Here is a 26206-nt window from a genome sequence, read left to right as displayed (position 1 = left end):
GGGTCAGAACACTATTGAATTACCAGATCAGTAATAATCAGATCATCCATGGTGACCTCAACCTGCTCTTTCACCAAAAGGTCATTAACCCGGGAGATGGACTCTGTGCGAATAGCATCGGGGGCTTCTGGCTTTAATACATCGACGTATTTCAACGTATTCAAATACCGGATAATTTCATTGCGAACCATCGGCCGGTAAGTCTCTAACCGTTTCAATGCCTCAGGATCCCGGCTCATCAATGACAATTTAATCTGCAGGTAGTGGGGACGGGCTTCACTCTTGAGCGTGATAATGAACGGTTCCATTTTCATAAAATGAGGAACCGCCAACTTGTCCGGATCCTCACTCTTCTGTTGCATGAACATCCAGGCTGCTCCCCCGGCAACAGCAATAAGCAAAACGGCCATAACCACGAGAGTGATAATAAGGCCCTTGCCTGATTTCTTTTCGACTGCTGCTTCAGTCTGGTCCGCCCCTTCTGCCATCACGCTTCCCTGCCACTATTAAGCCCCTTGAACAACAAGGGCAATTAAACAAAATGATCCAGCAGTCGCCCTCCCCCGGAGCGAAACAGCTGCGCACCTGATAAATACTCCACATTGTCTCTCCCCCAATCGGCTTGCAGCAGGGTTTCTGAAGCGGCCATGTTTGCCGCCTGATGCTTCCCGGCCTGCCCTCCCTGGTCGGAATGAACATCGACTGATAATTCTGATAAATCCACATTGTGTTCGGCTAAAACCTGTCTCAGTCGTTCAGACTGGTTAAGTAGCAGGTCCCGGGTAGTGGTTGAAGAAGCAGTTACCTGCAGGGCAAGGGATTCTGCATCAAGGGAGACAGACAGAGATAAACGTCCAAGTTCTGGTGGATCAAGCCGGATTTCCAGTCCAGTCTCGCCTTTTCTGAGCATCTGGATTAGTTCAGTGCCCAGACGTTGAGGAGATAGTGGCTGAGGAAAAATGACTTCCCGGTGAGAATTGGCAATGGCCTTCTGTTGCATGGTCCCGGCATTGGCTTCAACCGAAGCAGGCACATTCAGTTTTCCCCCATGAGAAACCTGATTCCCATGAATGGATTCAGCTTCTGAGGGCGGAATCAGATTGAATCGTAACTGCTCTCGAATCTTTTCCTGGTCGATAAGAGGATGAACTTCTGGCAAAAAGGGATCAGCTGCCTTAGCCACAATACCTTGCGGCTGTTCAGTTTGGCTGAAAGCATCATTCGTCAGAGCTGCGCCTTGGCCATGGATACCATTTAGCGTTTTTGAATCACCGGTAAAGAGCGTTCTATCAATGGATAATGACTCACTCCCAGAGCTTCTCAATCGTGCTTGAGACAGCTGCTTTGAGCTATTGCCAGGCAAAATCGTTTGACTGCTGATGTCCGATACAACCCGGAGTCGTTCATTTCGACCATCCACCAATTCTGTGACCTCTGGAGATACCTGATATTGGCTTACCGCGTCTGCACGAACAGAATCAGGCCCTTGCAGACTCATTTGTGCCGAAAATGTCCGACCAATATCTGACCAGGCAAAGTCAGAATAGGATGCCTTGCCAAGATGCATTGTCACTGGAGTGAAAGAACCTACTGACAAGGCGGGCTGCCCCCCATAAGGTTCTAACGGTTGTTCAAGCTCCCCATTCCGGGACATCAGCTGCTCTGGAAAGGCAGGCAGGACGTCTGTCAACCCATTGTTTTTTCCATAAACATCAATTTGTTGATAAATCCGATGAAACAAAAGATGTTGGTCACCAGAAGAAGCCTGTTGCTGCGGTATTGCTCGCACCGGGAGGTTCGTAACGGGCAAATGCTGGATTGCTTTCATTACAACCTTCGGAAATGACTGGCTCGCTGATAGCTGGAAAGTGCCAAGCTATCCTTTCGAGTTTTTTTAATCACGGACAGGCTATCAGCCCGGTGTCGGGTACATACCTGCATCAGGGCGCTGCACAATACCTGTACTCTGGCGAGGGCTCCCTGAACCGGGGGCTGATTGGTTACACCGGCATCAGACATCTGTTGAAAAAATCCCTGCAAATCCTGATTAACAGCCATCATCCGGTCCCAGTCTTTTGATTCAAGAGATGCTTCAAGGTCCAGTTCAAAGGATCTCAGCTTATCGACATAATCAGTAACGGAGAGGTTATGATCTTTCATTTTTAACCTGCGCTGGCTACCACACTGTCTTCAACAGTACCGTTAACAACCGACTGCCACCCCTCCCTTATCTCCCCCATCAATCCGGAGACTTCATCAATCATGGTCACATCATTACTGGCATTGGCTTCGGTCAGTCGTTTGATGCAGTACTGATAAAGTCCCTGTAAATTATCCGCCAGTTCACCGCCTTTCTCATGATCCAGGGATTGTTCGAGCACCAGCAGGATATCCATGGATAAATTAATTCGGTCAACCTTCTTACTCAGGTCTTTTTCTTCCATGTAATGACGGGCTTTTGCCAGTGTCTCCATCAATTTATTAAACAGTGTTGCTACCAGCTGCTCGGGCTTTGCCACTTCCACCGAAGCCCGCTGTTGCTGTTGATAGGCGCTGATCCCTGCCCGTTTCATAAATGCTCCGTATTTACTGGTTATTGCTGTTGTTGATGGATGTCAGATTGTTGGTCAGCCACTGACTGGTACCGCTTAATGAGGCCAGCAGGTTTTCCATGGCGAGGAATTGCTGCTGGTAGTAGCTTTGTGTTCGTTCCAGACGCAGCTCAAGATCAGCCCGATCATCATTGATGTCATTCAGTGATTCATTAATACGTTTTTCCCTGTCAGCCAGAGCGCCGTCGGTTCCCAGAAAACCTGCCAGCCTCTCCTCCAGCCGTGCCATTAACCCACTGTCACCAGCAAGTGCTGAAGCCAGTTCATCAAAGTTACCGTTTAGAGCATCATCCAGACGACTGTTATCAATAGAAAGCTCACCGGTACCGGTGGTTTTCAGGCCCATGTCACCCAGAGTGCGAAAGGGATCCCCGTCATCACCAAACAGCTGGCTCAGCTCCCGACGAAGCTGTGACTCCAGCAAACGGGTCTGGGCATCCCCATTAAGGGCTCCGGCGGATACACCATTGTAATCCGTTAACTGGTCAAAAGTGGTTTTGAGGGTATTCCAGGTATCAACCAATGACTGGATGGACGTTTTAACGGCCTCTTTATCCAGAGTGACGTCCAGTGTGACCGGGTAGGCGGAAGCCGTTTTAAGATCAATCGTGACTCCGTCCACCAGGTTTTCCAGGGTATTATCTGGCGAGGCCACTGCGATGGCAGAAGCACCACTGCCAAATGTAATCATGGCATCCTGAGCAGACTGCAGCTCAGTGAACGAACCAAGGGCTGCTGAGCCACCGGTCAGGCCGCTGAAATCACTGCTGATGGCATAATCTGCACCACTTTCACGGCTGGTGAGCATTAACCGTTGCTGGTCACTGTCGTTAATAATGACGGCCTGAATGCTGTTGTTATCTGCTGAGCTGTTGATGGCGTCCCGCAGCCCGGTGAGTGTATCACTGCCTGCGGCAAGAGTGACCGAGAAGGTTTCACCATTGACGGTGAAGCTGGCGGTGCCCATGCCTATGCTGGCATTGCCGTCTATTGCCTGAGAAGCCAATTGATGACGGCTGGCCATTTGCTCCACGGTAAAGGTGTAGCTGCCTTGTGCAGCAGCACTGGTTACCGAAGCTCCCATCACGGTTTCATCACTGATCGTAAACGCTCGTGGACTGAAGCCCTCTATGGAATTCAACGATTGAATCTGGCTCTGAAAAGACTCCAGGGATGATTTCAGGGTCCCCACTGCAGAGAGCTCAACCTGGTAGGCCTGTTCACTCCGGTTCAGCCGGGATTCAGTAGGAGCCCGCTCAGCATTGACCAGGGCGGTAACCATGGAAGTGATATCCAGCCCGGAATAAATACCTGAAACACTGAACATAATCAGCCTCTGATTAACCACTATCTATTTGATGTCGGCGTTGCTTTTGAAACATAAAGAACGGGAGCAAAAGCTCCCGTTGAAATAAACAAAACCGCTGCTCACAGAACTTAACGAAGCAGAGATAGTACGTTCTGAGGAATAGCATTGGCCTGAGCCAGAATTGCTGTACCGGCTTGCTGCATTACTTGAGATCTACTCAAGTCGGCTGTTTCTTTAGCAAAATCAGCATCCATCACCCTGCTGCGTGAAGCCGTCAGGTTTTCGCGGACGTTAGCCAGATTATTTACCGTAGAAGTCAGCCTATTTTGAGTAGCACCAAGCTGAGCTCGCTGGGCATCGACAAATCTTAATGCATTATCAATTTCGCCAATAGCAGTGGTTGCATCACCTGCAGCAGCAATATGATCATCACTTAAATCAACGGCGGTAACTGCTGCTGCAGCCCCTGCAGTATCACTAATTGATAGACCATCACCAAACGCAGCAACATTGAAATCGGCAATATCAATTGCAACATTGTTTGCGCCACCAGAATAATCTACGGTGATTGTGGCGTTACCACCTGCACTGCCATCTAATAAGGTATTGCCATTAAACGAGGTAGTGTTAGCAATACGATCAATTTCGGATCTTAAGGCAGTAAATTCATCATTTAAAGCAGCTCTATCGCCATCACTCAGTGTCCCGCTGGAAGCTTGCATTGCAAGATCCCGCATACGCTGAAGCGAGGTAGTCATTTCCTCCATTGCGCCTTCTGCAGTTTGTGCCATTGAAATACCATCATTAGCATTTCTCATGGCAACAGACATACCATTAATCTGTACCTGCATTTTGTTGGCTATCTGCAGACCAGCCGCATCATCTTTTGCACTGTTAATGCGCAAACCCGACGAGAGGCGTTGCATAGCAGTCTGTAGTCCTGCCTCGGTACGCATCATCTGACGCTGGGCATTCATTGAAAAAGTATTGGTATTTACGGTCATTGCCATTGTTTATTTCTCCATCCATGGATATTCGCTATGAAACTTCAGCGATATTTCTGTTCTTTATAGTTTTAAGAAACGCTGAACCCCCCTATTCGGTGACCACCTGAATCCACTTAAACAAATTAATGATTTTTTTTCAGTCGTTTTTAGATTAAAAAAATGATTTTATATATCTTTATATAAATAAATGGGCCAACGACCCGGAACAGAACAAGGAGAGCCCATGACACCGGAAGTTGTGGCAGACCTTTTTAAAGATGCACTGACCCTGATCGTCATGATGGTCTCAGTCATCATTCTCCCCGGCATGGTGGTGGGCCTGGTGATCAGCACTATTCAGGCCGCCACCCAGATCAATGAACAGACACTGAGCTTTCTGCCAAGACTGCTGGCCACCCTGATCACCATTGGCCTGGCAGGCAACTGGCTGATTCAGGAGTTTATGGATCTGTTTATCCGACTCTATGAGCTGATCCCGGAGCTGCTGGCCTGATGATCGGGTTTACCTTCAGCGAGCTGACCGGCTGGATTGGCCAGTACCTGTGGCCCCTGTTTCGGGTTGCCGCGCTGTTGATGACCATGCCCATGGTCAGCAGTCAGGTGGTTGCTCCGAGAATACGCCTGCTGATGGCATTGGCCATTTCCTTTCTGATAGCACCATTACTACCCACTGTTCCTGCCGTTGAGCCTATATCAGGAGCTGCTCTGCTTATTACCCTGCAGCAATTGGCCATCGGCTTTGCCATGGGATTAATCCTGCAAATTTATTTTGCCATCTTTACCTCAGCAGGTGAGCTGGTGTCCATGCAGATGGGATTGGGCATGTCGGTGATGATTGATCCGATCAACGGTGTTCAGATCCCGATCATCAGTCAGCTGTTTCAACTCTTGAGTTTCCTGATGTTTCTGGCCATGGACGGGCATCTTGTGGCCATTACCATCATCATTGAAAGCTTCAACATACTGCCAGTGGCACCGCTTGATCTCTCCCGGATTGTTTTGGAGCAATTGCCAGGGCTGGTGTCATGGATGTTTGCCAGCGCCCTGTTGATGGTGGTGCCCGCTATTATCTCCCTGCTGATTGTCTCCTTTACCTTTGGCGTAATGAACCGCTCGGCACCACAGTTCAATATTTTCAGCCTCGGCTTCCCGCTGACCATGCTGGGTGGGCTGGTTATATTGATGCTGGTCAGCAGTCAGTTTTCCGGAATATTCGTTCGATTCACAGAAGCGGGACTGGAAGCACTTTCCAGCCTGCTGTTATAGATGAGGGTTCTCAAGAATGGCCGATGAACCCCAACAGGAAGAACGCACCGAAGAACCTTCTGAGCGAAAAATCCAGAAAAGCCGAGAAGAAGGTCAGGTTCCCCGATCCCGGGAGCTGGTGACTACCGCACTGATTGGCGGTACTTTGCTGGCCATGTGGTTTAGCGGCAACGTCATTAATCAGCGGCTACAAGGAGTCATGCAAAACAGCTTTACCTTTGATAAAGAAGTACTTCGTCAGGAAAACTGGCTGAAAAGCCATTTGATTAACAGCCTTACCGAAGGGTTCTCCGGGCTGATGCCGTTTTTCCTGCTGATCACCCTGGCCACCGTTGGTGCTTCTCTGGCACTGGGTGGCTGGCTTTTCAGTAATAAGCTGCTGCAGTTTAAAGGCGAACGCATCAGTCCGCTGAAAGGACTTCAGCGTATGTTTTCTGTCCGCTCACTGATGGAAGTGGTCAAGTCCATTGCCAAACTACTCCTGCTTGGTTTTTGTCTCTGGCTCACTGCCCAGTGGTTTTTTGCCGAGTTAATGACCATTAACCAGTTATCTATTACCAGTGCCCTTTACCTGGGAGCAGGTTACCTGGTTAAGGCTATAGCGGTGATGACCCTGGCGCTGGTGATTATCTGTATCATTGATATTCCATTTCAGCAATGGAGCCATTTACGCAAGTTACGCATGACACCCAAGGAAATGCGTGATGAAATGAAAGAGCTGGAGGGGCAGCCTGAAGTTCGCTCCCGCTTGAAGGAAAAGCAGCAGGAAATTGCCGGTCGACGTATGATGCAGGCGGTGCCGGGAGCCGATGTGATCATCACCAACCCGACACACTTTGCCGTGGCTATTCGCTACGACCAGAACCGGGCAAGAGCGCCCTATCTGGTGGCGAAAGGCGTTGATCAGGTTGCCCTGAGAATTTGTGCAGTGGCCAGGGAGTATAATCGCCCGGTGATTCAATCACCGGTTCTGGCCCGGGTTGTTTATCACACCACAGCACTGAACCAGGAAATAGCCGACGAACTCTATATAGCTGTTGCTCAGATATTGGCTTACATCAAGCACCTGAATGATTATCAGGCTGGAAGAATGCCCACAAGACCAGAAATGCCGGAACCGGAGGTTCCCCGGGCTTTTCAGGAAAAGTGGGATAAGCAGCAGGGATAAACAGGCTTTAACAAGGACCAGACAATGATCAGGGAAGCTCAACGTCTGCTGGGAGAATTATCGGGCAAAACCAATGGACTGCGTATTGGCATTCCATTGATCGTGCTGATGACCCTCGGCATGGTAACACTCCCCATGCCGCCTTTTATGCTGGATGCCTTTTTCACCTTTAATATAGCTCTCTCCCTGCTGGTTTTACTGGTCAGTGTTTACACGCTCAGGCCACTGGATTTTGCCGTTTTCCCAACCATTCTGCTGGTATCTACCTTACTCCGTCTTGCACTGAATGTTGCCTCAACCCGTGTCGTTTTACTGAATGGTCATACGGGTCCTGATGCTGCTGGTAAAGTGATTCAATCTTTTGGTGAAGTGGTTATTGGCAACAACTATGTGGTCGGCCTGGTGGTCTTTGCCATTCTGGTCATTATCAACTTTGTTGTCGTTACCAAAGGGGCAGGTCGAATATCAGAAGTTACCGCCCGTTTCACTCTGGACGCTCTTCCGGGCAAGCAGATGGCCATTGATGCTGATTTGAATGCCGGCATCATTGACCAGCAAAAAGCCCATGACCGACGGGAGAGTGTACGACGGGAGGCAGATTTCTACGGTTCCATGGACGGTGCCAGTAAATTTGTCCGTGGCGATGCGGTGGCAGGACTGCTGATTCTCGCCATCAATATTATTGGCGGAATGCTGATCGGTACACTTGGGCAGGGGCTCAGTGCCGGTGAAGCCTTTACTGTCTATTCGCTGTTGACCATTGGTGATGGTCTGGTCGCCCAAATACCCTCACTCTTGTTATCGACAGCCGCAGCCATGATGGTCACCCGGGTGTCAGAATCTGCCGATATGGGAGACCAGGTATCGGAGCAGATGCTGTCATCCCCCAGAGCGATGATGCTGACCGGTGTTATCCTGATCGTTATGGGGCTGGTACCCGGAATGCCATTTATTCCTTTTGTTGGTCTGGGTGCATTGGTCTTACTGGTATTCTGGTGGCTCAGCAGACACTCCACTCCTGCAGAACAAGACAATCCCAAAGAGCAGCAGGACCAAAGCTCATCGGATACCTCTTGGTCATGGGGAGATATTCCGCCGGTAGATACCTTGAAAATGGAACTGGGCTTCAGACTGATTACCCTGGCTGATGAAAAACAGGGAGGGCAACTGTTAACTCAGATCAAGGGAATTCGCAAAAGCCAGTCCCGCCAGCTGGGCTTTCTGGTTCCCAGTGTGCATATCAAAGACAATTTAAGCCTGAAACCCGATAGCTATACCATCGAATTAAAGGGAGTCACCGTCGCAGAAGGGCAGGTTGACCCGGGAAAGTTATTAGCCATCAACCCTGGTGAGGTATTTGGGGAGCTTAATGGTACCCCAACCAAAGATCCTGCTTACCAGCTGGATGCACTGTGGATTGAACCGTCTGACAGAGATCATGCTTCAGGATTAGGGTATACCGTCGTTGATCCCGCCAGTGTCATGGCAACGCACTTGAATAAAATCATTGATGAACATGCCAGTGAACTGCTTGGTCATGATGAAGTAGAGCAGCTGGTGGATAAGCTACGCCATTACTCACCGAAACTGGCCGATGAGTTAATTCCCAAAAAAATTTCCATCAGCATTTTTTCCAAGGTACTGAGGGAGTTGTTGATGGAAGATGTACCGGTCAGTGATATTCGTACAATCGGCTCTACGCTATTGGAGTCCTCGGAAAATAAAAAGGAAACCTGGCAGCTCACTGCTGAAGTCCGGGTCGCCCTGCGCCGGGCCATTGTGCAGAACCTGATCGGTCATCAGCAGACACTGCCTGCGGTTACCATGAGTCCAGAGCTGGAGCAGGTGATCATGCAGAGTTTTCAACAGGCGGTAAAAAACAGTCATTTCTCACCGGACTCCCTGCCACTGGAGCCGGGTATTGCTGAACAGCTTCAGCAACAGTTACCCATTGTTGCTGATAAGTTGATCGCAGAAGGAAAGCCGCCAATCATGCTGGTAAACGATACCATTCGCCCGGCTATGGCCCGCTATGCAAGACTATGTACTGATGGCATGCACGTACTGTCGTTTAATGAAATACCTGAAAATAAAGAAGTCATTGTCGTAGGTAAAGTCGGGTAAACCCCATAAAAGAAAAGTTGTTTGTTTTTAAGGCTTGATAACGGTATCGTGAAAATAGCTATTTCAACTTCATAAAGAAAGCTGGCAAATTTCGATTAGTGTTCCCTTCGGGCAGGTATTTCCATGGACAGGAAATCAAAATCATCACTGAACAGCCGGGAGCTGTCAGGTTCTGCAAAAATACAGAAGGTACACTCTTCTTCTGAATTTAAAGATCTTGAAACTTATGATCTGACCAACCCGGATTATAAGATTCATGACCTGCTACCTACGCTGGAGCTGATCAACCAGCGTTTCTCACAACTGTTCAGACATGCCATCAGCAGTCTATTCAGGCATAACATTGATGTGCAGTTTGACAGTGTTGATTCATTACAAGTGGGCGATTACCTTGCCAATGACACACCCCCCGATATCAAACATATCTATAAATCAACCACGCTAAAGTGCTCTGGATTTATGGCGATTGAATCTCCGATGCTTTTTTCTCTGGTGGATATATTCTTCAGTGGTTCCGGAGAGAGTGTAAATCCAAAACGCAACGAACTGACAACCGCTGAAATCAGAATATTGCAGAGAGTTCTCAAAGCTGCTGCAGATAAACAGACAGAAGCCTGGGGAAGTATACTCTCGTTCAAAATCAAACTGGCGGATAATTACAACAGCCCGGTTTCAACTCTGTTTCGATCGGACACGGAAATCATTCTGCTGAGCCAATTTACGCTACAGCTGGGCAGTCAATCCTGCGCATTTCATATCGTCATGCCCTATCAGGCGCTGGAACCCGTGAGAGAAAAGCTCCAGGCCTTTAAATTTGCTGAGCAGGACCCCCAGTGGCAACGCAATATGCTGATGGGATTGATGCAGGCCCCGCTGGAAGTATCCTCACGGCTCTGTGAAGTTGATATCAGCCTCAGAGATGTGATGAGACTGAAGCCCGGTCAGATCATCCAGGCCGATGTCCCCCCCAATGTTACCGTCAAAGTTGCAGGCGTACCCTGCTTTAAAGCGTCGGTATGCACGGTACAGAACAGTCTGGCCATCAAGATCACCAAAAAATTGCATAGCGAAGAAGCAGAGGTGTACCAGCACGAGGAGAAGGAAATCCATGAGTAACGAACAAGACGACAGCGCTACCCCAAATGACAGCATGAGCTTTCAGGACAGCCTGGAATCTGAACAATCCACCCAGCCCGTTGAAGAGACAGCCAATCTCCCCCAGGCCATGAGTGACCTGGGGATGATTCTGGATATTCCCGTCACCCTTTCGCTGGAACTGGGCAGCACTAAAATTAATATCGGTGATTTAATGCGCCTGAACAAAGGCTCTATTGTTGAGCTGGAAAAAGAGGCATCAGAGCCATTGGAAGTGATGGTGAATGGCAAACTCATTGCCTATGCCGAAGTCGTGGTTATTCATGATAAATACGGCATTCGTTTCCTGGATGTGGTCAGTGAATCAGAAAGACTGAAGCATATTTCCTGAATGAAAAACCCGAACAATAAATACAGGCTGATGATGTGCGCATTGTCAGCCTTCTTCTGCTTTTTTGCTGTTGACAGTTTTGCCGGGTCCGGCCTGCCACTGATCACGGTAACCAGCAACGGGGATGCAACGGAGTACAGCGCCAGTCTTCAGATCCTGATTCTGATGACGTTACTCAGTTTTATCCCGGCAGCGTTATTGATGATGACCTCGTTTACCCGGATCATCATCGTTCTGGCTATTCTCAGGCAAGCACTGGGTTTACAACAAACGCCGCCAAACCAGGTGTTGCTGGGTATTACGCTGGCGTTGACAATACTGATCATGATGCCACTATTTGAAGACATTTATGCCCTGGCAGTGATCCCCTATCTGGAAGATAGCCAGACCTTGCTGGAAGCACTGACAAAGGCCAGCTTGCCAGTGAAAGACTTTATGTTGAAACAGACCAGGGAAACGGATCTTGAACTGTTCTTCAGTATCGCCAAACAGGACATACCCGTAAATGTGACGGATACGCCCTTATCAATCGCGATACCTGCTTTTGTGACCAGTGAACTGAAAACCGCTTTCCAGATCGGTTTTATTATTTATATTCCCTTTCTGGTCATTGACCTGGTTGTGGCCAGTGTTTTGATGGCAATGGGTATGATTATGCTGTCACCACAGATGATCTCTCTGCCATTTAAATTAATGCTGTTTGTTCTGGTGGATGGCTGGGCAATGATTATGGGAACGATGGCATCCAGCTTTTTTTGAACAACCGTTAAAAAACGGACACCAGAATAATCAAGCTTCTTTTAGTATTGCCCGCTCAATCAGCTCGGCCTTTTCCCGGAAAAATTTCATCCTGGCATAGAGTTTTAACACTTCCTCGTGAGCCTGACAGGCCTGCTCCTGCTCCAGGTCTGACCAGCAAGGTACCGGTAACTGTTTTAAATCCTGACTGTGGATAAATGGCACATTATTATCTGTACGTATGGAATCAATCAGCTTCTGGCCCGTCTCTGACTTCAGAAATCGAAACAGGACAACCGGGCTAAGGAGCCCATTACCAGGCTTTTGTCGTAAGATAACAAAGGACTGGCCAGCAACCCAGTTATTGCCACATAACTCCGGAACTAATGCCAGTTTTCCCGCCTGCCCCTTTATCGCCAGCAATATATCACCAGCTTGTAATGTCTGCCCTTTCGCTCTTTTCAACCTGTCGGGGCCAATCTGCACAATACGCTTTGGTGCTTCAACCAATCCGGCATCGTTTATATCATTAACAGTTACTTCCATGAATACCCGGATATCCTGCTCATGCTCCGCACCTCTCAACGCCTGGGCACGAATAATCTCAAACCCGTCGTCCAATACTGAAACCGCTCCGTTGGAACGAAAAACCACGGAACGATTGGTTCCTGAATAATGGCCCGGATCCAATGGGAAATTGGTATCGCCAGCACTCAATAAATCAGTGCAATTTACCTGATAACTGACTCCGGTATTTCGGGGGTCCCGGATTTCTTCGACAATCACATCCAGGTTATTTAATCGATACTTTGCTTCCCCACGCTTTTTCACGGCGACGGCCTTAAAATAGTCGTTATCGCTGTTAACAAAGCGGATGATATTGGACGCATCGCCAGCAAAAATAAGCACAAACAGAGGCTGTGCTCGTCCTGGCAATAAACCGGCAGGTAACCGTATAACCCCGGAAAGGCGTCCATCCTGAATCAGCTTTTTCCGGAAGTTACGGCTTTCAGCGGTATTTTTCAGGAGAAAGCGACCAGGAATCACCAGAATCATCGAGCCACTGCATTGGTGAAGCATATGAGTTACAAACAATATCTCCTTCTGACGTATGCCCGAAGAAAATCGGCCAAACAGATCCCTGACTTCATTCACTTTATAGCTGTGATCATGCAATAAAACTCCGACACTATAAGCAAACTGTTGAAGCCTGCCATATTGGAAAAACGCCGGATTCAACACCGGGTCTCCTTCTCGCAGAACCACCTGGCTACTCAGTAAAGCGATAAGAGAGTGCATGGTCTCAGGCTGAGGGTGTTCAGAGAACAGCTGAATATTTTTGCCGACCTGTAAAGGCATGAGGCCAAAGGCTCCATCGCCAGAAAGATAAACAGGATGCTGAAGGTCTTTTGGTAACAGGTTGACCACCAGGTCCCTGACTTCCATGGGCAGAGCTGGCCGCACTTGTAGATATTTACCATAAAGAATATCCGGCAGCTCATCATACCGGATAAGACCATGTCGCTTTGCGGTAGCAAGAGAAGTCGTCAGTCGTTCAAGCTCTGGCGCAGGAATAGCCTGAAGATAATGCTGGTAATTTGACCACGCTGAACTCCAGACGGGATCACTTCTGAAGACAGAAACACCTGACAGACCTGCTGACAATATTTCTGCTATCAATGAGTGGTCAGCAGTCTGGTAGATATCCCCGTTAAATCGTATCTCTTCATTGAGCAGACCATGCTCACTCAAGTAAGACCAGGTTAATAGCTGCCCCATCAGATGGATGTAATCCGGATACCAGCTGTTTTTTCTAAGCTGATCCGGTGCCAGTGCTTTTACTATCTCTCTTCCCATTATCTATCCCTGGTGAAATCAGAAGAAAATAAACAGCAGATGAAGGTAGTCAATGAAGCGTATATTTAATCATCTGCTGATTCGGTATTTTGCAGCAGAAAAAGCTAATCAGCGGATGATTAGCTATTTCATGTGTGGATTTTTCCTGGTGACATACTGAAAAAACATTCAAATAAATTACAACCCGGTCCGGACTTTATTTTTTGCAATCACTTGAGCATCCACCACCTTTCCTGAGGAGCGATTGCGAACCCGGATAGTCTCAGACATTAAGCCACTTTCCAGCGCAATACCGGCCATGGCAACATACAGATTGTCCCCTCCAGCCAGTATGGTGACCACTTGTCCTTTCTGAACCAGATAATCAGGAACCAGAGCACTCCCTGCAACCAGGCTACCTATTGCAAGTGAGCGCCTCAGCTGTCGACCGGTCACCAGTTCAGGCTTCTGGAAAAAATCACCTCTTAATTTGTTCCAGGAAACACTTATCAACTGCAAAGCATCCTCAGTGAGGATATCCCCCCGGGATAACGCCTTGCGAACATGGACCGCAGGGACCTGAACGTCCACATCGGCAGTCACATAATGCCGCCATTGCCCGGGGCACTCAACGTTCAGCCTTACCAGGCCAACAGGGGGACGATGATCAGACCGTCTGGAAACCCTCAGAGCCTGCTGACAATGTCCGGGGATCTTTTTTAATGGTCTTACCGTTATCGATTGGCTGGCATCAGGGTAGGCCTGGAGGAAATCGCCAAGAGACTTATTTAAATAGTTGGCAACCCGATCATTAATGGTCTCTTCAATCGACGGCCGGGCTGCGGAAAGAGGTGTGCTGCCAGGCAGCAATGGGGAAAAAAGTAATGAGGCGAAAATACCGGACAGAAGCGGTTTGCTGAATGACATATGCGATCCCTGCTTTTGCTCATTCAGCAATCAGGCTATCACAATCATCTATTGCGGGAAACGTTGCAGGACTTCCTCCAACTCGCGCTTCATCCGAAGGTCTGCTCGTTTTCTGTTCTTGATGTGCTCCTTATGGGAAAGGTGCTCCATGCCGCGAGTTTTTTTCTTCTGCTCTTCAAGACTGGCTTCCAGTTGCTCAAGGCTCTGCTGCTGGGCGGTGAGTTTCTGATCCAGTAATAATAAAACGTCGTTAATTAAAGCGGAGAACTGATTTCGATTCCAGCATGACAAGGCATTAATGGTATGGCCAAAATTCAGGGCGCTGCTGCCTTGAGAGCCAGTGATCAGCTGTTTCTGCCGATCAAGCGCCAATACTTCGGTTTGTGCCACCGCAACCTTTTGTTGCAGCCGCCTGGTTTGGCAATCCATCGCTTTGCAGAGACTCTTAAGCTGCTGCTCATCAGCCATGGGTCAAGACTTCCTTTTTTGCCATCATGCGATTAAGCAGCTGGGTGCTATCTTCCGGGTTCACCTGTTCAAAGCGGCTCTGTTGGAGAAACTGCTCCATGGACGGCCGAAGCTCAATGGCACGATCCAGCTCAAGGTCAGCACCCGCCTGATAGGCACCAATGGCCATAAGCTCCTGAAATTGGTTATACCTGGCATAGTAGCGACGAAAGTGACCGGCATTTTCCCGGTGACGTTCATCCACCACCTGAGGCATCACCCTGCTTATCGATTTGTCCAGATCAATGGCTGGGTAATGCCCTTTCTCGGCAAGTTCCCGACTCAATACAATATGCCCATCCAGTACCGAACGAGCACTGTCTACTATAGGATCCATAAGATCATCACCATCCGCCAGAACGGTATAGACGGCAGTAATAGTCCCATTGCCTGAGCCTGTGCCAGAACGTTCCAGCAGAATGGGAATTTTACTGAATACCGAAGGAGGAAATCCCCGTGAGGCAGGTGCTTCTCCCATGGCAAGTGCAACCTCACGATGCGCCTGGGCATACCGGGTTAATGAGTCCATCAGCAGTAAGACTGACTTGCCCTGATCCCTGAAATACTCTGCAATGCGATGACAATAGGAGGCTGCACGAATTCTTCTGACCGGAGATTCATCACCCGGTGCAGCGACGACAATGGTTCGGGCCATCCCCTCTGTTCCCAGAGTATTCTCAACAAACTCTTTCACTTCCCTGGAACGCTCACCAATAAGCCCAACCACCGTTACATCCGCCTGAGTATTCCTGGTCATCATGCCAAGTAATGTACTCTTACCGACACCGCTCCCCGCCAACAGGCCAACTCTCTGCCCCTGACCCAGGGTTAGCAGTCCATCAATAGCCCTGATCCCGACATACTGTGGAGTATCAACCGCTCTTCTGTGCATAGGGTTTATGGGATGAGGCAAAACCGGTATACGCTCGTTGACAACCAGTGGCTGGTTATCCAATGGTTGTCCCATAGCGTCTATTACACGGCCAATAAGTCCACTGTCTATCGGTACACTTTTATTGGTCGCTGCCGGAATAATCAGGTCGCCCGGAGCCAGGCCCTCCTGATGAGTAGACAGTGACATAAGAAAGGACTGTTTTTTATTAAACCCAACCACTTCTGCATCGAACTCCCCACCGGATCGTGAGCGAATGCGACACAACTGGCCAACTGGCAATTTGATACCCGTCGCCTCAAGCAGTAAGCCGTTAATCGATGCGACCCGGCCAGTCACTGTGGCCACGGGTACAGAACGTAAGCGATTGATCAGGGTATCACCCTCCATCGTCAGCCCCGTCATGAAGTGACCGCCTCCAGATTTGCCGGCAGGGATTCCCGAATTATATCCAGACATTGCATCAGCCTGCTCTCCAAACGGGCATCAGCCTCTCCATCACTGGCAACAATACGACAGTCTCCGGGAGTCAACTCCTGGCTTACTGATAGTTGCCATGGAATACCAAAATCAGGTTTCACTTCTCTGAGAAGCTCTGCATCCTGCTCACAAACATGAATCGAGTACTCATCACTTTCGGGTATAAGGTCCAGAGTCTGGCGAATAATCTCAACAATTTGGCCCTGTTGTGTACTGACTTCCGTACGAACCACCTGGCGGCATACCTCTTCCACAACCTGTCCAAGCCAGATCGACAGTTGTTCACGATTTTTCAGGTGTTCCGTCTGTAGTGATGCCAGTTCCTTATGAAGGCTCTCAAAAAAGGCTTTATGTTGTTCAGAAGCCTGCTGCACCTGACTGGCTACTTTGCCAGAGGCTTCCTCAAATCCCAGGCGCCTGCCTTCCTCATAGCCCCGTTGATAGCTTTGCTTCTCAATCTTTTGCATCTGCGCAGCATGGTTTTCTGCCCGCGCTTTTTCCACAGCATCAGAGCTTTGCCGGTTATTTGAATTCGGGACAGTGGGCTCTGGCTTGATGGAGTGAGTCTGGTAACTTTTTTCTTTAAATATGTCTGCTTCGTTTTCAGTGGATGCACCGCCAGTGCGCTCCTGAATAGACTCACGGTCATGCACGGGAAACTGAAACCGTTTATAGGCCGCTGTCTCAGGCTGCCAGATTCTGTTTCTGTTTTTCATGGTAGCCTCTTGGCAATTACTCGATCATCTCTTCATCATCATTGAAGCTCAGCTCAATCTCCCCACTGGCCGCCAGCTGCCGGGCGATGCGCAGAACATCATTCCTTGCACCCTGCACCTGGCTGGCACGGACAGAACCGAGGTTTTCAATATCTTCCAGAAGAAACTTTGCAGTACGTTTGGTCATGGTAGCCAGAATGGCATCCATCACCTCTTGAGCCACGCCTTTGAGCGCCAACGCCAGAATATCCTGACTGACTTCACTGATAATTCTGCGCAATACATCCTCATCCAGACGGACAATATGCTCAAAGACGAACATCTGTTGTTCAATTTTTTCCGCCAGCTTCTTATCCTGCTCTTTAAAGAAGCCCAGGACATTTTTAACGGTCGTTTCACCCATCCGATTCATAATATCGGCAACCTGCCTGAGACCACTGACCGTGGTGTTATGGCTGGTGCCCAGTCGGCCAATGTTGTCATCAAACATCCGGTTCAATTCTTGCAAAATGGAAGGATGGAGTTCTTCAAGTCTTGCAACCCTGGATAAGAGGTCTTGATGAGAGGCCACCGGCAATCGCTGCAATACTTCAGCGGCCTGCTCTGGTTCAAGGTAGGTCAGAACAACAGCCTGCAACTGAGGGTGTTCGCCCGCAATCAACTCGGTAATGGTTGCTGAGTCCATCAACTTCATGGTTTCCAGAGAGTTATCCTCATCACCAAAAATGGAGTCCATCACCCCCTTTGCTTCTTTATCTCCCAGGGCCAGCTTCAGTGTCTTATCCAGGTAACCCCGGGATGAACCGGTTAAACCGCTGTCATAACGATAGGTGTGAAAGAAAAGTTCCAGAACTTCCTGCACCTGGTCACGTTTCAGTGGTGCCATGGCGGCCATTGAGGCACTGATCTGGCGAACCTCTCTCTGGCTGAGATGCCCCATTACCTTGGCTGCACCTTTCTCACCCAGGCTCAGCAGTAAAATAGCAATATCCCTGGTCGTCGGCTGTCGTAAAGCCAGTGCGGTCGAATCAGTCATAGCTGCTCATCCATAATTTAATGACCTGGGCAACCCGTTCAGGCTGCTTGGTTGACAGTTTTCTCATATGAGTAATCTGAGTTTCAAAGTCTGCCAGTTCAGGAGGGAGCAAATTGAACGTTTCGTCAAACAGAATCCGACGCTCATTCTCTTCTCCTTCCTGACTGTCCAGTGCACCACCTTCAACCAGTGCCGGTAAAGACTCTTTGGGAGGCTCCAGATTAACGGTCACCTGTTTCATTAATGGACGGATAAGAAACATCAGCACCATGACCGCCAGTAATGTGCCGCTACCATATTTGACGTAGTACAACGCCTGAGGTTGCTGCCACCAGACAAGGGGCTCTGGAGCAACACTTGCTACAGGCACAAACGGTGCCGTGTGAATACTGATCTGATCGCCTCTTGCCTGATCCAGACCGGTGGCATCAATGATCAACTGACGGATACTGTCCAGTCTGGCCTGATCCCAACTCACCGTTCCCAGAGCCTGATCGGGCTTCTCATTAAAAACCACCGCTATACTGAGCTTTTCGATCCGTCCCTGCTGATTGGAAACCTGTCGTACCAACTTGTCGACCTCATAATTGCGCACAAACTCAGACTGGGTACTGGTTTCAGTATCATCCTCAGGGTCGGTCTCTTCCGGTGGCTGATTACTCAACGTACCGGGAATACCTCTTGCCTGACCACCAGTATTGATCCGCTCTTTACCCTGTTCACTGCGCAACACTGCGGTACCGGGGTCAAACTGTTCAACGGTCTGAATAACCTTTTCAAAGTCAACGCTAGCCGTTACCTGGGCCCGATAATTTCCCGGGCCTACCAGTGGTTCCAGCAAATGACTGATTCTTTCCTGGTAACGGGATTCCACCTGTTGCTTGAAATCAAACTGCCTTGAGACTTCTCCCAAAGCACTGTCATTAAGCAAAACCTCTGAAGAGAGCAACTTGCCACTCTGGTCAATGACCGACACATCCTCTCTATTCATATTGGCAACACTGGTAGCCACCAGGTTGATAATGCCTTCTACCTGTTCAGAGCTGAGCCGGTAGCCCGCATACAGGCTTACAAAAACAGATGCCGATGGTTTTTCCTGACGCCGGATAAAGCTGCTTCTCTTGGGAATGGCTAAGTGAATCCGTGCATTTTTGACCGGTTTCAGACTGATAATGGTTTGGGCAAGCTCGCCCTCCAGCCCCCTGAGGTATCGAACCCCCTCAACAAACTGGCTGGTGCCAAGTTCCTGTTGATTCAGCGAATCAAGCCCTTCAGGCGATCTTGCCTGAATGCCCGCGACAGAAAGCTTCATTCGGGCTTCACTGAGTCGGCCTGCATCAACCAATACCTGGCCAGACTCCGGGTGAAGCTTATATTCCATACCTTCACGGTCGAGGACTTCAACAATACTGGCAACATCGTATAATTCCTGATTACCGTATAGAGGCTGGTAATCCGCAGACTGAGACCAGAGCCAGAAAACCACCAGCAACGCTATACCTGCAGCCAGCATCACCATCATGATGGCCTGATAACCACGATTATCCTGAATAAATGATTGTGCTTTTTCCAGATATACCTGCCAGGATGCCTTGACCTGCTCTTCCTGACCAGAGGCCTCTGGAGAGCTATCAGCTACCGTCTCTGCCATGGCTTATTCTGCCTTTACCTAAAGATTAAATTTGCATACGCATGATTTCTTCATAGGCTGCTACTGCCTTGTTTCTGACTTGTAACAGTGCCTGAAAAGAGATACTGGCCTTTTGGGTAGAAATCATGGTGCCAAGAAGATCCTGAGACGCACCGGTATCCACCTCATGCATTTTCACAGAGGCGGACTGTTGCAGTTCATTGACTTTATCCATGGCGGTTTTCAATACCCGGGAGAAGTCCGGTAGCTCACTGCCAGAGGCATGCCCTGAAGGTAGCACTGACTGTGTGCGGTCAGTCAGCACAGGGCTGATAACATCAGAGGGTAATCCTTTGATATCCATGTGCATTCCCTTGCCCATTTTGCAATCACAGCTGGAACCAGGCTGAAAGAGCCCACATATAAACTACGATTCCAGAATATTTAGGATATCGACGGAGTATTGACAGAGTTTAGAAAGGTTGTAATCAGGATTTATCGCTTTAACCAAATCTCGACACGCCTGTTTTTACCACGACCAGCTTTTGTCCGGTTATCTGCCACAGGATATCGCTCGCCATGAAAGCGCATTAAGATCTTATCCCCGGGAACACCCATCTGTTTCAGGCTTGCGGCAACAGCCTCGCTTCTTTTTTTAGACAACGCCCGGTTAGCCAGTTCATGGCCATAAGAGTCAGTATGCGCATCAATGATTATTTGCTGAACAGACGGGTCGGCCATCACATATTCGGCAATATGACTGAGCAGTTCACGCTGTCCGGAATCCAGGCTCAGCTTCCCCGAGGAGTAGTAGAAGGTATTATGCTCAGCCTGGTCAAAGCTGAGCAAAAGTAAATCATCCATACAGCGATAAAACTGCTCAGCAACCTGCTGAACCTCCAGCGGAGTAACCTGAATAACAACATCTTTGCTGGCCTCTGTGGTAATCTGTAATTTCAGCTGTTTTCCCTGCTGGAAAGCTTTCATCAGGGCCAATGTATTGAGATGAATGCTAAGCGGGTCACCCTCATAAAGTCGGGTACGGGCAACTACCCGATCATCCGTTATCGCCTGCCAGGGTGACGATGCCAGTGAAACAGTGACTTGCCTGTCATTATCCGAGAATGGGTCAGGGACCATAGAAAGCGTTTCCCTGTCGCCTGCTTCAGCGGTCAAACTGACATCACCCAAACCGGGCACTTGGTTTTTCAGCAAACAGAAAAAGCGGTTACCGGAATGATGCCACCGGGCATCAGAAAGATCATGAGGGTACACATCATCCGCGAGAATAAAAAAAGCCTGAAAGAACAGGCTTAACACAATCCCATGTAAGATATGCTTCATTATTCAGCCATTGAATTCACAGTCAGGCCATTCTGATCATAAGTAGCGGCTGTCTGCCCGGAAAAAGTTAACTCAATGATTTTTCGCGTACTTGCCGACAACCTGGCCAGCAACCGCCCATTAGCACTGTTGATCTGCTGACAACGGTGCGCAGATCCCTCTAATTGGTACCAGTATTTATCCAGTGCCTGACCGTTGACGGTTAACGTATTGGATGATTGCCGATTCACCAGAGAGAAAAAGTGCGACATCCCCTGCTGATCGGGACTGAGTCCAAAAGGCTTGAGATAATGCTCCCGGAGAGCCCCGTTCATTTGGAGCATATTGAGGAGTTGAATCTGATTTTCCAGGGTGTGTTCAAGTGCCGCGATATTACGCTCCAGCATTTTCTGATGTACGGATTCCAGGACTCTTTCCAGCTTCCTGGACAGTGCCAGGGCATCCTGAATATTACCCAGCATTTTCTGACAAAGGTCTTCTAATCCACCATCAACACCTGATGGCTGGAGAGCTGAGGCACCACTCGCGTTTTTTGAATCAGTCGTCATTCTCTGAGTTGAGTTCATCAGAAAGTTCCAGAATTTTGTCAGCAAGCCGCTGATAATCAATGGGAAAGTTGCCCTTTTTAATCGACTCACGAACACTTTTGACTCTGGCTGCATTGACATCTTCCAGGTCAGCCAGTTGCTGAAAAAGTTCATCAATTTGCTGGGCCGAGGCGCTTACATTTAAATGGTCTTCGGCTACCCGGGGAGAACGGTCTACAGCGGCACTTTTTTCTACACGAACCTTTGAACTATTGACTGCTCCCGCCTTTTTTCCACCTGGGCCTTTTATGCTGGACATAACTACACTCTTCCGAAAACGTTCTGTACAAACATCGGCAAGAGTATTCAAAATCTTAAATTACCAGAGATTATGACCTCTGGATTAAATCCGGTTTACCGAAGGCTATCAGGTTAAGTAGTTGAATAGAGATAGCTGTCTGATACTGGCATAAACCTGCTGGCTGGCAGAAAGAATCAACTGCTGCTGATTTAACCGGGTCGTCGCTTCAACCATATCAATATCTTCAAGGTTTGATTTCAACTGTTCGGCAAAAAGGCGAATATCAGCGTGACTTTCTGAAATTCGATCCAACAGGTTCAGATCACTGCCGCTGCGGGTTTGTGCAGTGCCAATACGCTCCATGGTTGCATCAACCCGGGTAATGGTATCTGCAAGAACCGTTGATAGATTGACTGGATTATTCAGCTCAGACACTGCAGTCGTTAACGCATCAAAAATACTGTCCAGGGGAGGTGTAGCAGAGTTATCAAAGAATAGTTCGTTGCCGGGCTGGGTAATCTGAACCTGCGCAGAGCCACTGATGGCCACCTGACGGAACTGGTTGTTGCCGTTGTAGGCATAATCTCCAACGGATTGGACCACCGGTTGCTGGTTTGTGGTCGTACCAGAAAACAGATACTGACCATCTGCCGTCTGATAATTGGCAAGGCTAAGCAGCGATTCATTCAAAGAGCTTAACTCTGTTGCCAGTGACTTAAGGTCAGCACCGCTCTGTGTACCATTGGCAGCTTGTAACAGGAGATCCCTTGCTCTTAGCAGTAAATCATTCATGCTGCTGTAAAGCGCATCCTGCTGCTGCAGCCAGCCAGTAGCGGAGCTGATATTATTTTCAAACTGACCGATGGCTGTCAGTTCATTATTCAGTTGCAAGACCTTTACGGTATCAATGGCATCATCTGAAGGCTGAAGAATTCGTTTGCCTGTTGACAGCTGATCTGAAGTTTTTGCCAGGTCCGCCATAGTATGCTGCATGACCTGCAGCATCACTCTGTTATAGTTACCGGTACTTATCCTCATGGTTCCTTCTCCCTGGAACGGTTTTCTCCAGTCTGTGTTTTTAATAGTCAGAACATAGCCAGCAAAGCATCAAAGGTGGTGCGAGCCACCGAAATCACTCTGGCATTAGCGCTGTAAAGCTGCTGGAAGCGAAGAATACTGGCTGCTTCTTCATCCAGATTAACACCACTGTAGGTACTGACAGCCGCTTCCGCCTGACTTAACAGGGCCTGCCCACCATCAGCCTCTGTTTTCATTCGAGCGGTTTGCACAGCGATATCGCCCACAAATCCTGAATAGGCAGTCATCAATGTGCTCTGGCCATTATTGAGCACCCCTTTGGACTGAATGGCCACCAGTTCCAGCAGGTTACTGTTATCCCCCACGCCACTGCCAGGAGCAGAAAATGCCAGGGCAGCAGGGTCCGTCAGGGCAGTCTGGATCTCTCTGGCACCGAAGCGTACCGGTGATAAACGATAAAGCTGGTCTGTTGCGGTACCGTCCACACGGATTTCAACACCATCAAAAGCAATAATATCAGTGCCTGAGCCAGTCAAGACACCAGCAGCAACCTGAGCACCGTCAGACCTGCGCACCAGGTTGTAATTACCGGAATTATCTACCCGGAAATCATATTCACTGGCCTGTAACTGACTGGTATTAACAATCGTTAATGAAGAAACCGCGGTCGATGACATATCCAACGCCATCACAGCACCAACCGGTGTCGTCAGGTCATTGAATAATGCTGCTCCTGAATTGCCATTCAAGTCTTCTCCAACCTGTAACTGGTCATTAATTTCACTGGTAATCATGACTGCCAGACGTCCCAGCTCATTGCGGGCCTGAACAAGCTCTTCCGACTGGTAAGTCATCAGGCCTCCTATGACACCTCCGGGATCACCCGTAATCGGAATTTCAGAATTGCCGGTATTGAGCTGTAATTGAAATCCATTGGCTGCATCTACCTGACCATTGGCGCTAAGTGCATTGAATTGATTACCCAGAATAAGAGGCTGGCCAGATTTCATATACAGACTGTATGAGCCATCCGACTGCTCCAGTACATTAACCGATACCAACTCAGACAGGTCGCGAATGGCCTGGTCTCTCTGATCCAGTATTTCATTAGCAGGCTGGTTACCTGTGGACAAAGAACGCAGCTGATCATTAAATGCCGCAATGTTAGCCAGCAAACCATTGGCCTGATCCGCTGCCGCATTCAGTTGCTGGCCGACCATGGTCGCCTGCCCCTGTAACTGGGCATAAAGGGTGTTAAAGCGTTCAGCGAGCCCGACACTCTCGGCTATTACCACCTGTCGTGCACTTAAAGCATAAGGGTCAACAGAACTGCCATTCAGTGCTGAAAAAAATTGCTCAAAACCTTTCGATAACGACGTATTCTCATTGCCCAGCCATTGATCAAGATCGTTCAGGTACTGAGCATGGATATTACTTTCACTGGCAAGGGACTGACTCTCCCACATCTGGGCAGTCAGAAAACTGCTGGTGATACGATTAACGGCACTGGTACTCACTCCCGTACCCAGAGCGCCGGTTCCGGGGTATAACGTATAGGTAGGGCTGTATTGAACCGTCTGTCGGCTATATCCTTCAGTCTCGGCATTAGCGATATTATTACTGGCAACATTCAGTGCTTTCTGACTGGCCAGTAATCCTGAGGTCGCAATTTGAGTCAAACTCATGGTGGCTTCCGGAATTTTGTCTTCTGCTCTGGGAGGCTGTCGACCATTGAAAGCAGGGTCTTGAGTACCTTTACCTTCTCAAGGCTCTCAATCACCCAGCTGCCTGATCAAGGCCTGGGCAATACCAAGCCCGCCGCTTGCACTCAAATGTTCTGCTAACTGAGAATCAAACATGGAGTGGAAGAACTGAGTGTCTTTACTCATCATGGGCAGCTCACTGCCTGCCATCATGGCTTCATTCGCTTTACGCATACTTTTCAGCAATTCATTGACAAACAAGGATTCAAACGCCCTGGCTGCAGACTCGATATCCTCAACCTTTTCAGCTGGCGAATTGGCAGATACAGACATATCAAACGTTGGATTAATACCTGAGAGCATTTGAGTTCCTTCTCTAATATTGAAAACAGCCGGTAAGGCTTAAATCACCACCAACTCTGCTTCCAGAGCGCCCGCCGCCTTTAAAGCTTCCAGAATTGACATCAGATCTGTTGGTGTCGCGCCAACACCATTAATTGCCGATACCACTTCTGATAACGACACGCCTTCTGGTACGAGGTAGATTGCCGATGCTTCTTCCTCAAGAGAAACATCACTGTTTAGAATGACTTCGGTGGAACCACCATCAGCGAACGCTCCGGGCTGACTGGCGGTTGCCGTCTGCCTGACACGAACCACCAGATTGCCATGACTTACCGCAGCTGGTCGGACCCGAACGTTTTCACCCATCACCACGGTTCCTGTCCGTGAGTTAAACACGATCCGGGCGGCCGGGCTGGCAGACTCCACATTGATCTGTTCCAGCATGGACATAAAAGCAACTCGCTGGCTGCTGTCCACAGGGGCGGATACTTTTATCGATACGCCATTGGTGGCGGCAGCGACACCTGGCCCGAAAAAATTATTGATGGCTTTGACAATACGTCGTGCCGACGTGAATCCGGGCTCCTTCAGGTTAAGCACCAGATGCTTACCATAATTAAAGGGTGTCTGAACCGCTTTTTCGATTAATGCCCCTCCGGGGATACGTCCGGCATTGGTGCTGTTGATTTGAATTTTACTCCCTGCACCGGGATTATCTGCACGCCCTGACAAACCTTCGGCAGACACACCCCCGACAATCAGGCTGCCCTGGGCAATGGCATAAATCTGGTTATCAGCGCCTTTCAGCGGGGTAAATAGTAAGGTTCCCCCTCTGAGACTCTTGGCATCGCCAATGGATGAGACAGTCACATCCAGCTTCTGCCCCGGACGGGAAAAGGCTGGCAACGTTGCGTGCACCGTCACCGCAGCCACATTTTTTGAATTAACATCCACGGTAGAGATCGTCAGTCCAAACTCCCTGAGCATATTCACCAGGGATTGTTTGGTAAAAGCTGACTTATCCCCGGTGCCGTCAAGACCCACCACCAGGCCATAGCCGATCAGCTGATTACTCCGGACACCTTCAACATCAACCATATCCAGAAGCCGACGACCATGGGCTGATGGAGAAGTCCCCATAACCGTGATAGTCAGGCATAGAAAAAAGAAGACGCTGCTCAAATAGTAATGACGTTTGTTCCCTGTCATACCGC

The 26206-nt window shown here is 49.0% G+C and carries 28 protein-coding genes; 7 read left to right on the top strand and 21 right to left on the bottom strand.

Annotation, left to right across the window (positions count from 1 at the left end; genetic code table 11):
- Nucleotides 1-11 precede the first annotated feature (11 nt).
- From J7439_RS05440 to J7439_RS05415, 6 genes are all read right to left on the bottom strand, one after another.
- Entirely contained in the window at nucleotides 12-488 is a 477-nt protein-coding gene (locus tag J7439_RS05440; protein ID WP_209200816.1) for a flagellar basal body-associated FliL family protein, read from the bottom strand.
- Nucleotides 489-532: 44 nt separating this feature from the next.
- Nucleotides 533-1828 carry a flagellar hook-length control protein FliK gene (locus tag J7439_RS05435; RefSeq protein ID WP_209200815.1) on the bottom strand — a complete coding sequence of 432 codons (1296 nt, stop codon included), beginning with the start codon at nucleotides 1826-1828 and terminating at the stop codon, nucleotides 533-535.
- Complete coding sequence (locus tag J7439_RS05430) at nucleotides 1828-2160, bottom strand: hypothetical protein (protein WP_209200814.1); 333 nt, start codon at nucleotides 2158-2160, stop codon at nucleotides 1828-1830. The genes J7439_RS05435 and J7439_RS05430 overlap by 1 nt, the downstream gene beginning before the upstream one ends.
- A gap of 2 nt (nucleotides 2161-2162) precedes the next feature.
- Nucleotides 2163-2573 (bottom strand): flagellar export chaperone FliS, encoded by a 411-nt coding sequence (fliS, locus tag J7439_RS05425; RefSeq protein ID WP_209200813.1) that lies wholly within the window; start codon nucleotides 2571-2573, stop codon nucleotides 2163-2165.
- 13 nt (nucleotides 2574-2586) lie between these two features.
- Nucleotides 2587-3939 carry a flagellar filament capping protein FliD gene (fliD, locus tag J7439_RS05420; protein WP_209200812.1) on the bottom strand — a complete coding sequence of 451 codons (1353 nt, stop codon included), beginning with the start codon at nucleotides 3937-3939 and terminating at the stop codon, nucleotides 2587-2589.
- A 110-nt stretch (nucleotides 3940-4049) separates the two neighbouring features.
- Nucleotides 4050-4931, bottom strand: coding sequence for a flagellin N-terminal helical domain-containing protein (locus J7439_RS05415; RefSeq protein ID WP_209200811.1), 882 nt, complete (start codon nucleotides 4929-4931; stop codon nucleotides 4050-4052).
- 220 nt (nucleotides 4932-5151) lie between these two features.
- On the opposite strand from J7439_RS05415, the gene J7439_RS05410 reads away from it, so the two are divergent.
- From J7439_RS05410 to fliP, 7 genes are all read left to right on the top strand, one after another.
- A complete protein-coding gene (locus tag J7439_RS05410) occupies nucleotides 5152-5421 on the top strand; it encodes a flagellar biosynthetic protein FliQ (RefSeq protein ID WP_209200810.1) in 270 nt (89 codons plus the stop codon).
- A complete protein-coding gene (gene fliR / locus J7439_RS05405) occupies nucleotides 5421-6194 on the top strand; it encodes a flagellar biosynthetic protein FliR (RefSeq protein WP_209200809.1) in 774 nt (257 codons plus the stop codon). Before J7439_RS05410 ends, fliR begins: the two co-directional genes overlap by 1 nt.
- 16 nt (nucleotides 6195-6210) lie before the next feature.
- Nucleotides 6211-7362, top strand: coding sequence for a flagellar biosynthesis protein FlhB (gene flhB / locus J7439_RS05400; RefSeq protein ID WP_209200808.1), 1152 nt, complete (start codon nucleotides 6211-6213; stop codon nucleotides 7360-7362).
- Between the two features lie 24 nt (nucleotides 7363-7386).
- Nucleotides 7387-9486 (top strand): flagellar biosynthesis protein FlhA, encoded by a 2100-nt coding sequence (gene flhA / locus J7439_RS05395; RefSeq protein WP_209200807.1) that lies wholly within the window; start codon nucleotides 7387-7389, stop codon nucleotides 9484-9486.
- 123 nt (nucleotides 9487-9609) lie between these two features.
- Entirely contained in the window at nucleotides 9610-10602 is a 993-nt protein-coding gene (locus J7439_RS05390) for a flagellar motor switch protein FliM (RefSeq protein ID WP_209200806.1), read from the top strand.
- Nucleotides 10595-10972 (top strand): flagellar motor switch protein FliN, encoded by a 378-nt coding sequence (gene fliN / locus J7439_RS05385; protein WP_209200805.1) that lies wholly within the window; start codon nucleotides 10595-10597, stop codon nucleotides 10970-10972. Before J7439_RS05390 ends, fliN begins: the two co-directional genes overlap by 8 nt.
- Nucleotides 10973-11731: a flagellar type III secretion system pore protein FliP gene (fliP, locus tag J7439_RS05380; protein ID WP_286198211.1), complete on the top strand. Its 759-nt coding sequence runs from the start codon at nucleotides 10973-10975 to the stop codon at nucleotides 11729-11731.
- Between the two features lie 30 nt (nucleotides 11732-11761).
- Here fliP and J7439_RS05375 read toward each other — a convergent pair whose 3' ends face one another.
- From J7439_RS05375 to J7439_RS05305, 15 genes are all read right to left on the bottom strand, one after another.
- A complete protein-coding gene (locus tag J7439_RS05375) occupies nucleotides 11762-13567 on the bottom strand; it encodes an N-6 DNA methylase (protein WP_209200804.1) in 1806 nt (601 codons plus the stop codon).
- 177 nt (nucleotides 13568-13744) lie between these two features.
- Nucleotides 13745-14473, bottom strand: coding sequence for a flagellar basal body P-ring formation chaperone FlgA (flgA, locus tag J7439_RS05370; protein ID WP_209200803.1), 729 nt, complete (start codon nucleotides 14471-14473; stop codon nucleotides 13745-13747).
- 48 nt (nucleotides 14474-14521) lie between these two features.
- Nucleotides 14522-14941, bottom strand: a complete 420-nt coding sequence (locus J7439_RS05365) for a hypothetical protein (protein ID WP_209200802.1) — start codon at nucleotides 14939-14941, stop codon at nucleotides 14522-14524.
- Nucleotides 14934-16277 carry a FliI/YscN family ATPase gene (locus tag J7439_RS05360; RefSeq protein ID WP_209200801.1) on the bottom strand — a complete coding sequence of 448 codons (1344 nt, stop codon included), beginning with the start codon at nucleotides 16275-16277 and terminating at the stop codon, nucleotides 14934-14936. Before J7439_RS05360 ends, J7439_RS05365 begins: the two co-directional genes overlap by 8 nt.
- On the bottom strand, nucleotides 16274-17068 hold the full coding sequence (locus J7439_RS05355; RefSeq protein ID WP_209200800.1) for a FliH/SctL family protein: 795 nt from the start codon (nucleotides 17066-17068) through the stop codon (nucleotides 16274-16276). The genes J7439_RS05360 and J7439_RS05355 overlap by 4 nt, the downstream gene beginning before the upstream one ends.
- A gap of 16 nt (nucleotides 17069-17084) precedes the next feature.
- The gene (fliG, locus tag J7439_RS05350) at nucleotides 17085-18104 is read right to left on the bottom strand and encodes a flagellar motor switch protein FliG (RefSeq protein WP_209200799.1); all 1020 of its coding nucleotides are present in this window, start codon (nucleotides 18102-18104) and stop codon (nucleotides 17085-17087) included.
- Nucleotides 18097-19755 carry a flagellar basal-body MS-ring/collar protein FliF gene (fliF, locus tag J7439_RS05345; RefSeq protein WP_209200798.1) on the bottom strand — a complete coding sequence of 553 codons (1659 nt, stop codon included), beginning with the start codon at nucleotides 19753-19755 and terminating at the stop codon, nucleotides 18097-18099. Before fliF ends, fliG begins: the two co-directional genes overlap by 8 nt.
- 25 nt (nucleotides 19756-19780) lie before the next feature.
- Nucleotides 19781-20098 carry a flagellar hook-basal body complex protein FliE gene (gene fliE / locus J7439_RS05340; protein ID WP_209200797.1) on the bottom strand — a complete coding sequence of 106 codons (318 nt, stop codon included), beginning with the start codon at nucleotides 20096-20098 and terminating at the stop codon, nucleotides 19781-19783.
- Nucleotides 20099-20229: 131 nt separating this feature from the next.
- Nucleotides 20230-21078 (bottom strand): MotY family protein, encoded by an 849-nt coding sequence (locus tag J7439_RS05335; protein WP_209200796.1) that lies wholly within the window; start codon nucleotides 21076-21078, stop codon nucleotides 20230-20232.
- On the bottom strand, nucleotides 21078-21626 hold the full coding sequence (gene flgN, locus J7439_RS05330) for a flagellar protein FlgN (RefSeq protein ID WP_209200795.1): 549 nt from the start codon (nucleotides 21624-21626) through the stop codon (nucleotides 21078-21080). Before flgN ends, J7439_RS05335 begins: the two co-directional genes overlap by 1 nt.
- Entirely contained in the window at nucleotides 21616-21924 is a 309-nt protein-coding gene (gene flgM, locus J7439_RS05325) for a flagellar biosynthesis anti-sigma factor FlgM (protein ID WP_209200794.1), read from the bottom strand. Before flgM ends, flgN begins: the two co-directional genes overlap by 11 nt.
- Before the next feature lie 108 nt (nucleotides 21925-22032).
- The gene (gene flgL, locus J7439_RS05320; RefSeq protein WP_209200793.1) at nucleotides 22033-22944 is read right to left on the bottom strand and encodes a flagellar hook-associated protein FlgL; all 912 of its coding nucleotides are present in this window, start codon (nucleotides 22942-22944) and stop codon (nucleotides 22033-22035) included.
- 47 nt (nucleotides 22945-22991) lie between these two features.
- On the bottom strand, nucleotides 22992-24629 hold the full coding sequence (gene flgK / locus J7439_RS05315) for a flagellar hook-associated protein FlgK (protein ID WP_209200792.1): 1638 nt from the start codon (nucleotides 24627-24629) through the stop codon (nucleotides 22992-22994).
- 87 nt (nucleotides 24630-24716) lie between these two features.
- On the bottom strand, nucleotides 24717-25010 hold the full coding sequence (locus tag J7439_RS05310) for a rod-binding protein (RefSeq protein ID WP_101746807.1): 294 nt from the start codon (nucleotides 25008-25010) through the stop codon (nucleotides 24717-24719).
- A 39-nt stretch (nucleotides 25011-25049) separates the two neighbouring features.
- Nucleotides 25050-26132: a flagellar basal body P-ring protein FlgI gene (locus J7439_RS05305; protein ID WP_502950404.1), complete on the bottom strand. Its 1083-nt coding sequence runs from the start codon at nucleotides 26130-26132 to the stop codon at nucleotides 25050-25052.
- Nucleotides 26133-26206: the final 74 nt, after the last annotated feature.

Origin of the sequence: Salinisphaera sp. G21_0 (assembly GCF_017744115.1) — a bacterium.
GTDB lineage: Bacteria > Pseudomonadota > Gammaproteobacteria > Pseudomonadales > Endozoicomonadaceae > Endozoicomonas.
Note: the sequence above shows the minus strand (reverse complement) of the source record. Positions and strands in the feature narration are given on the sequence as shown.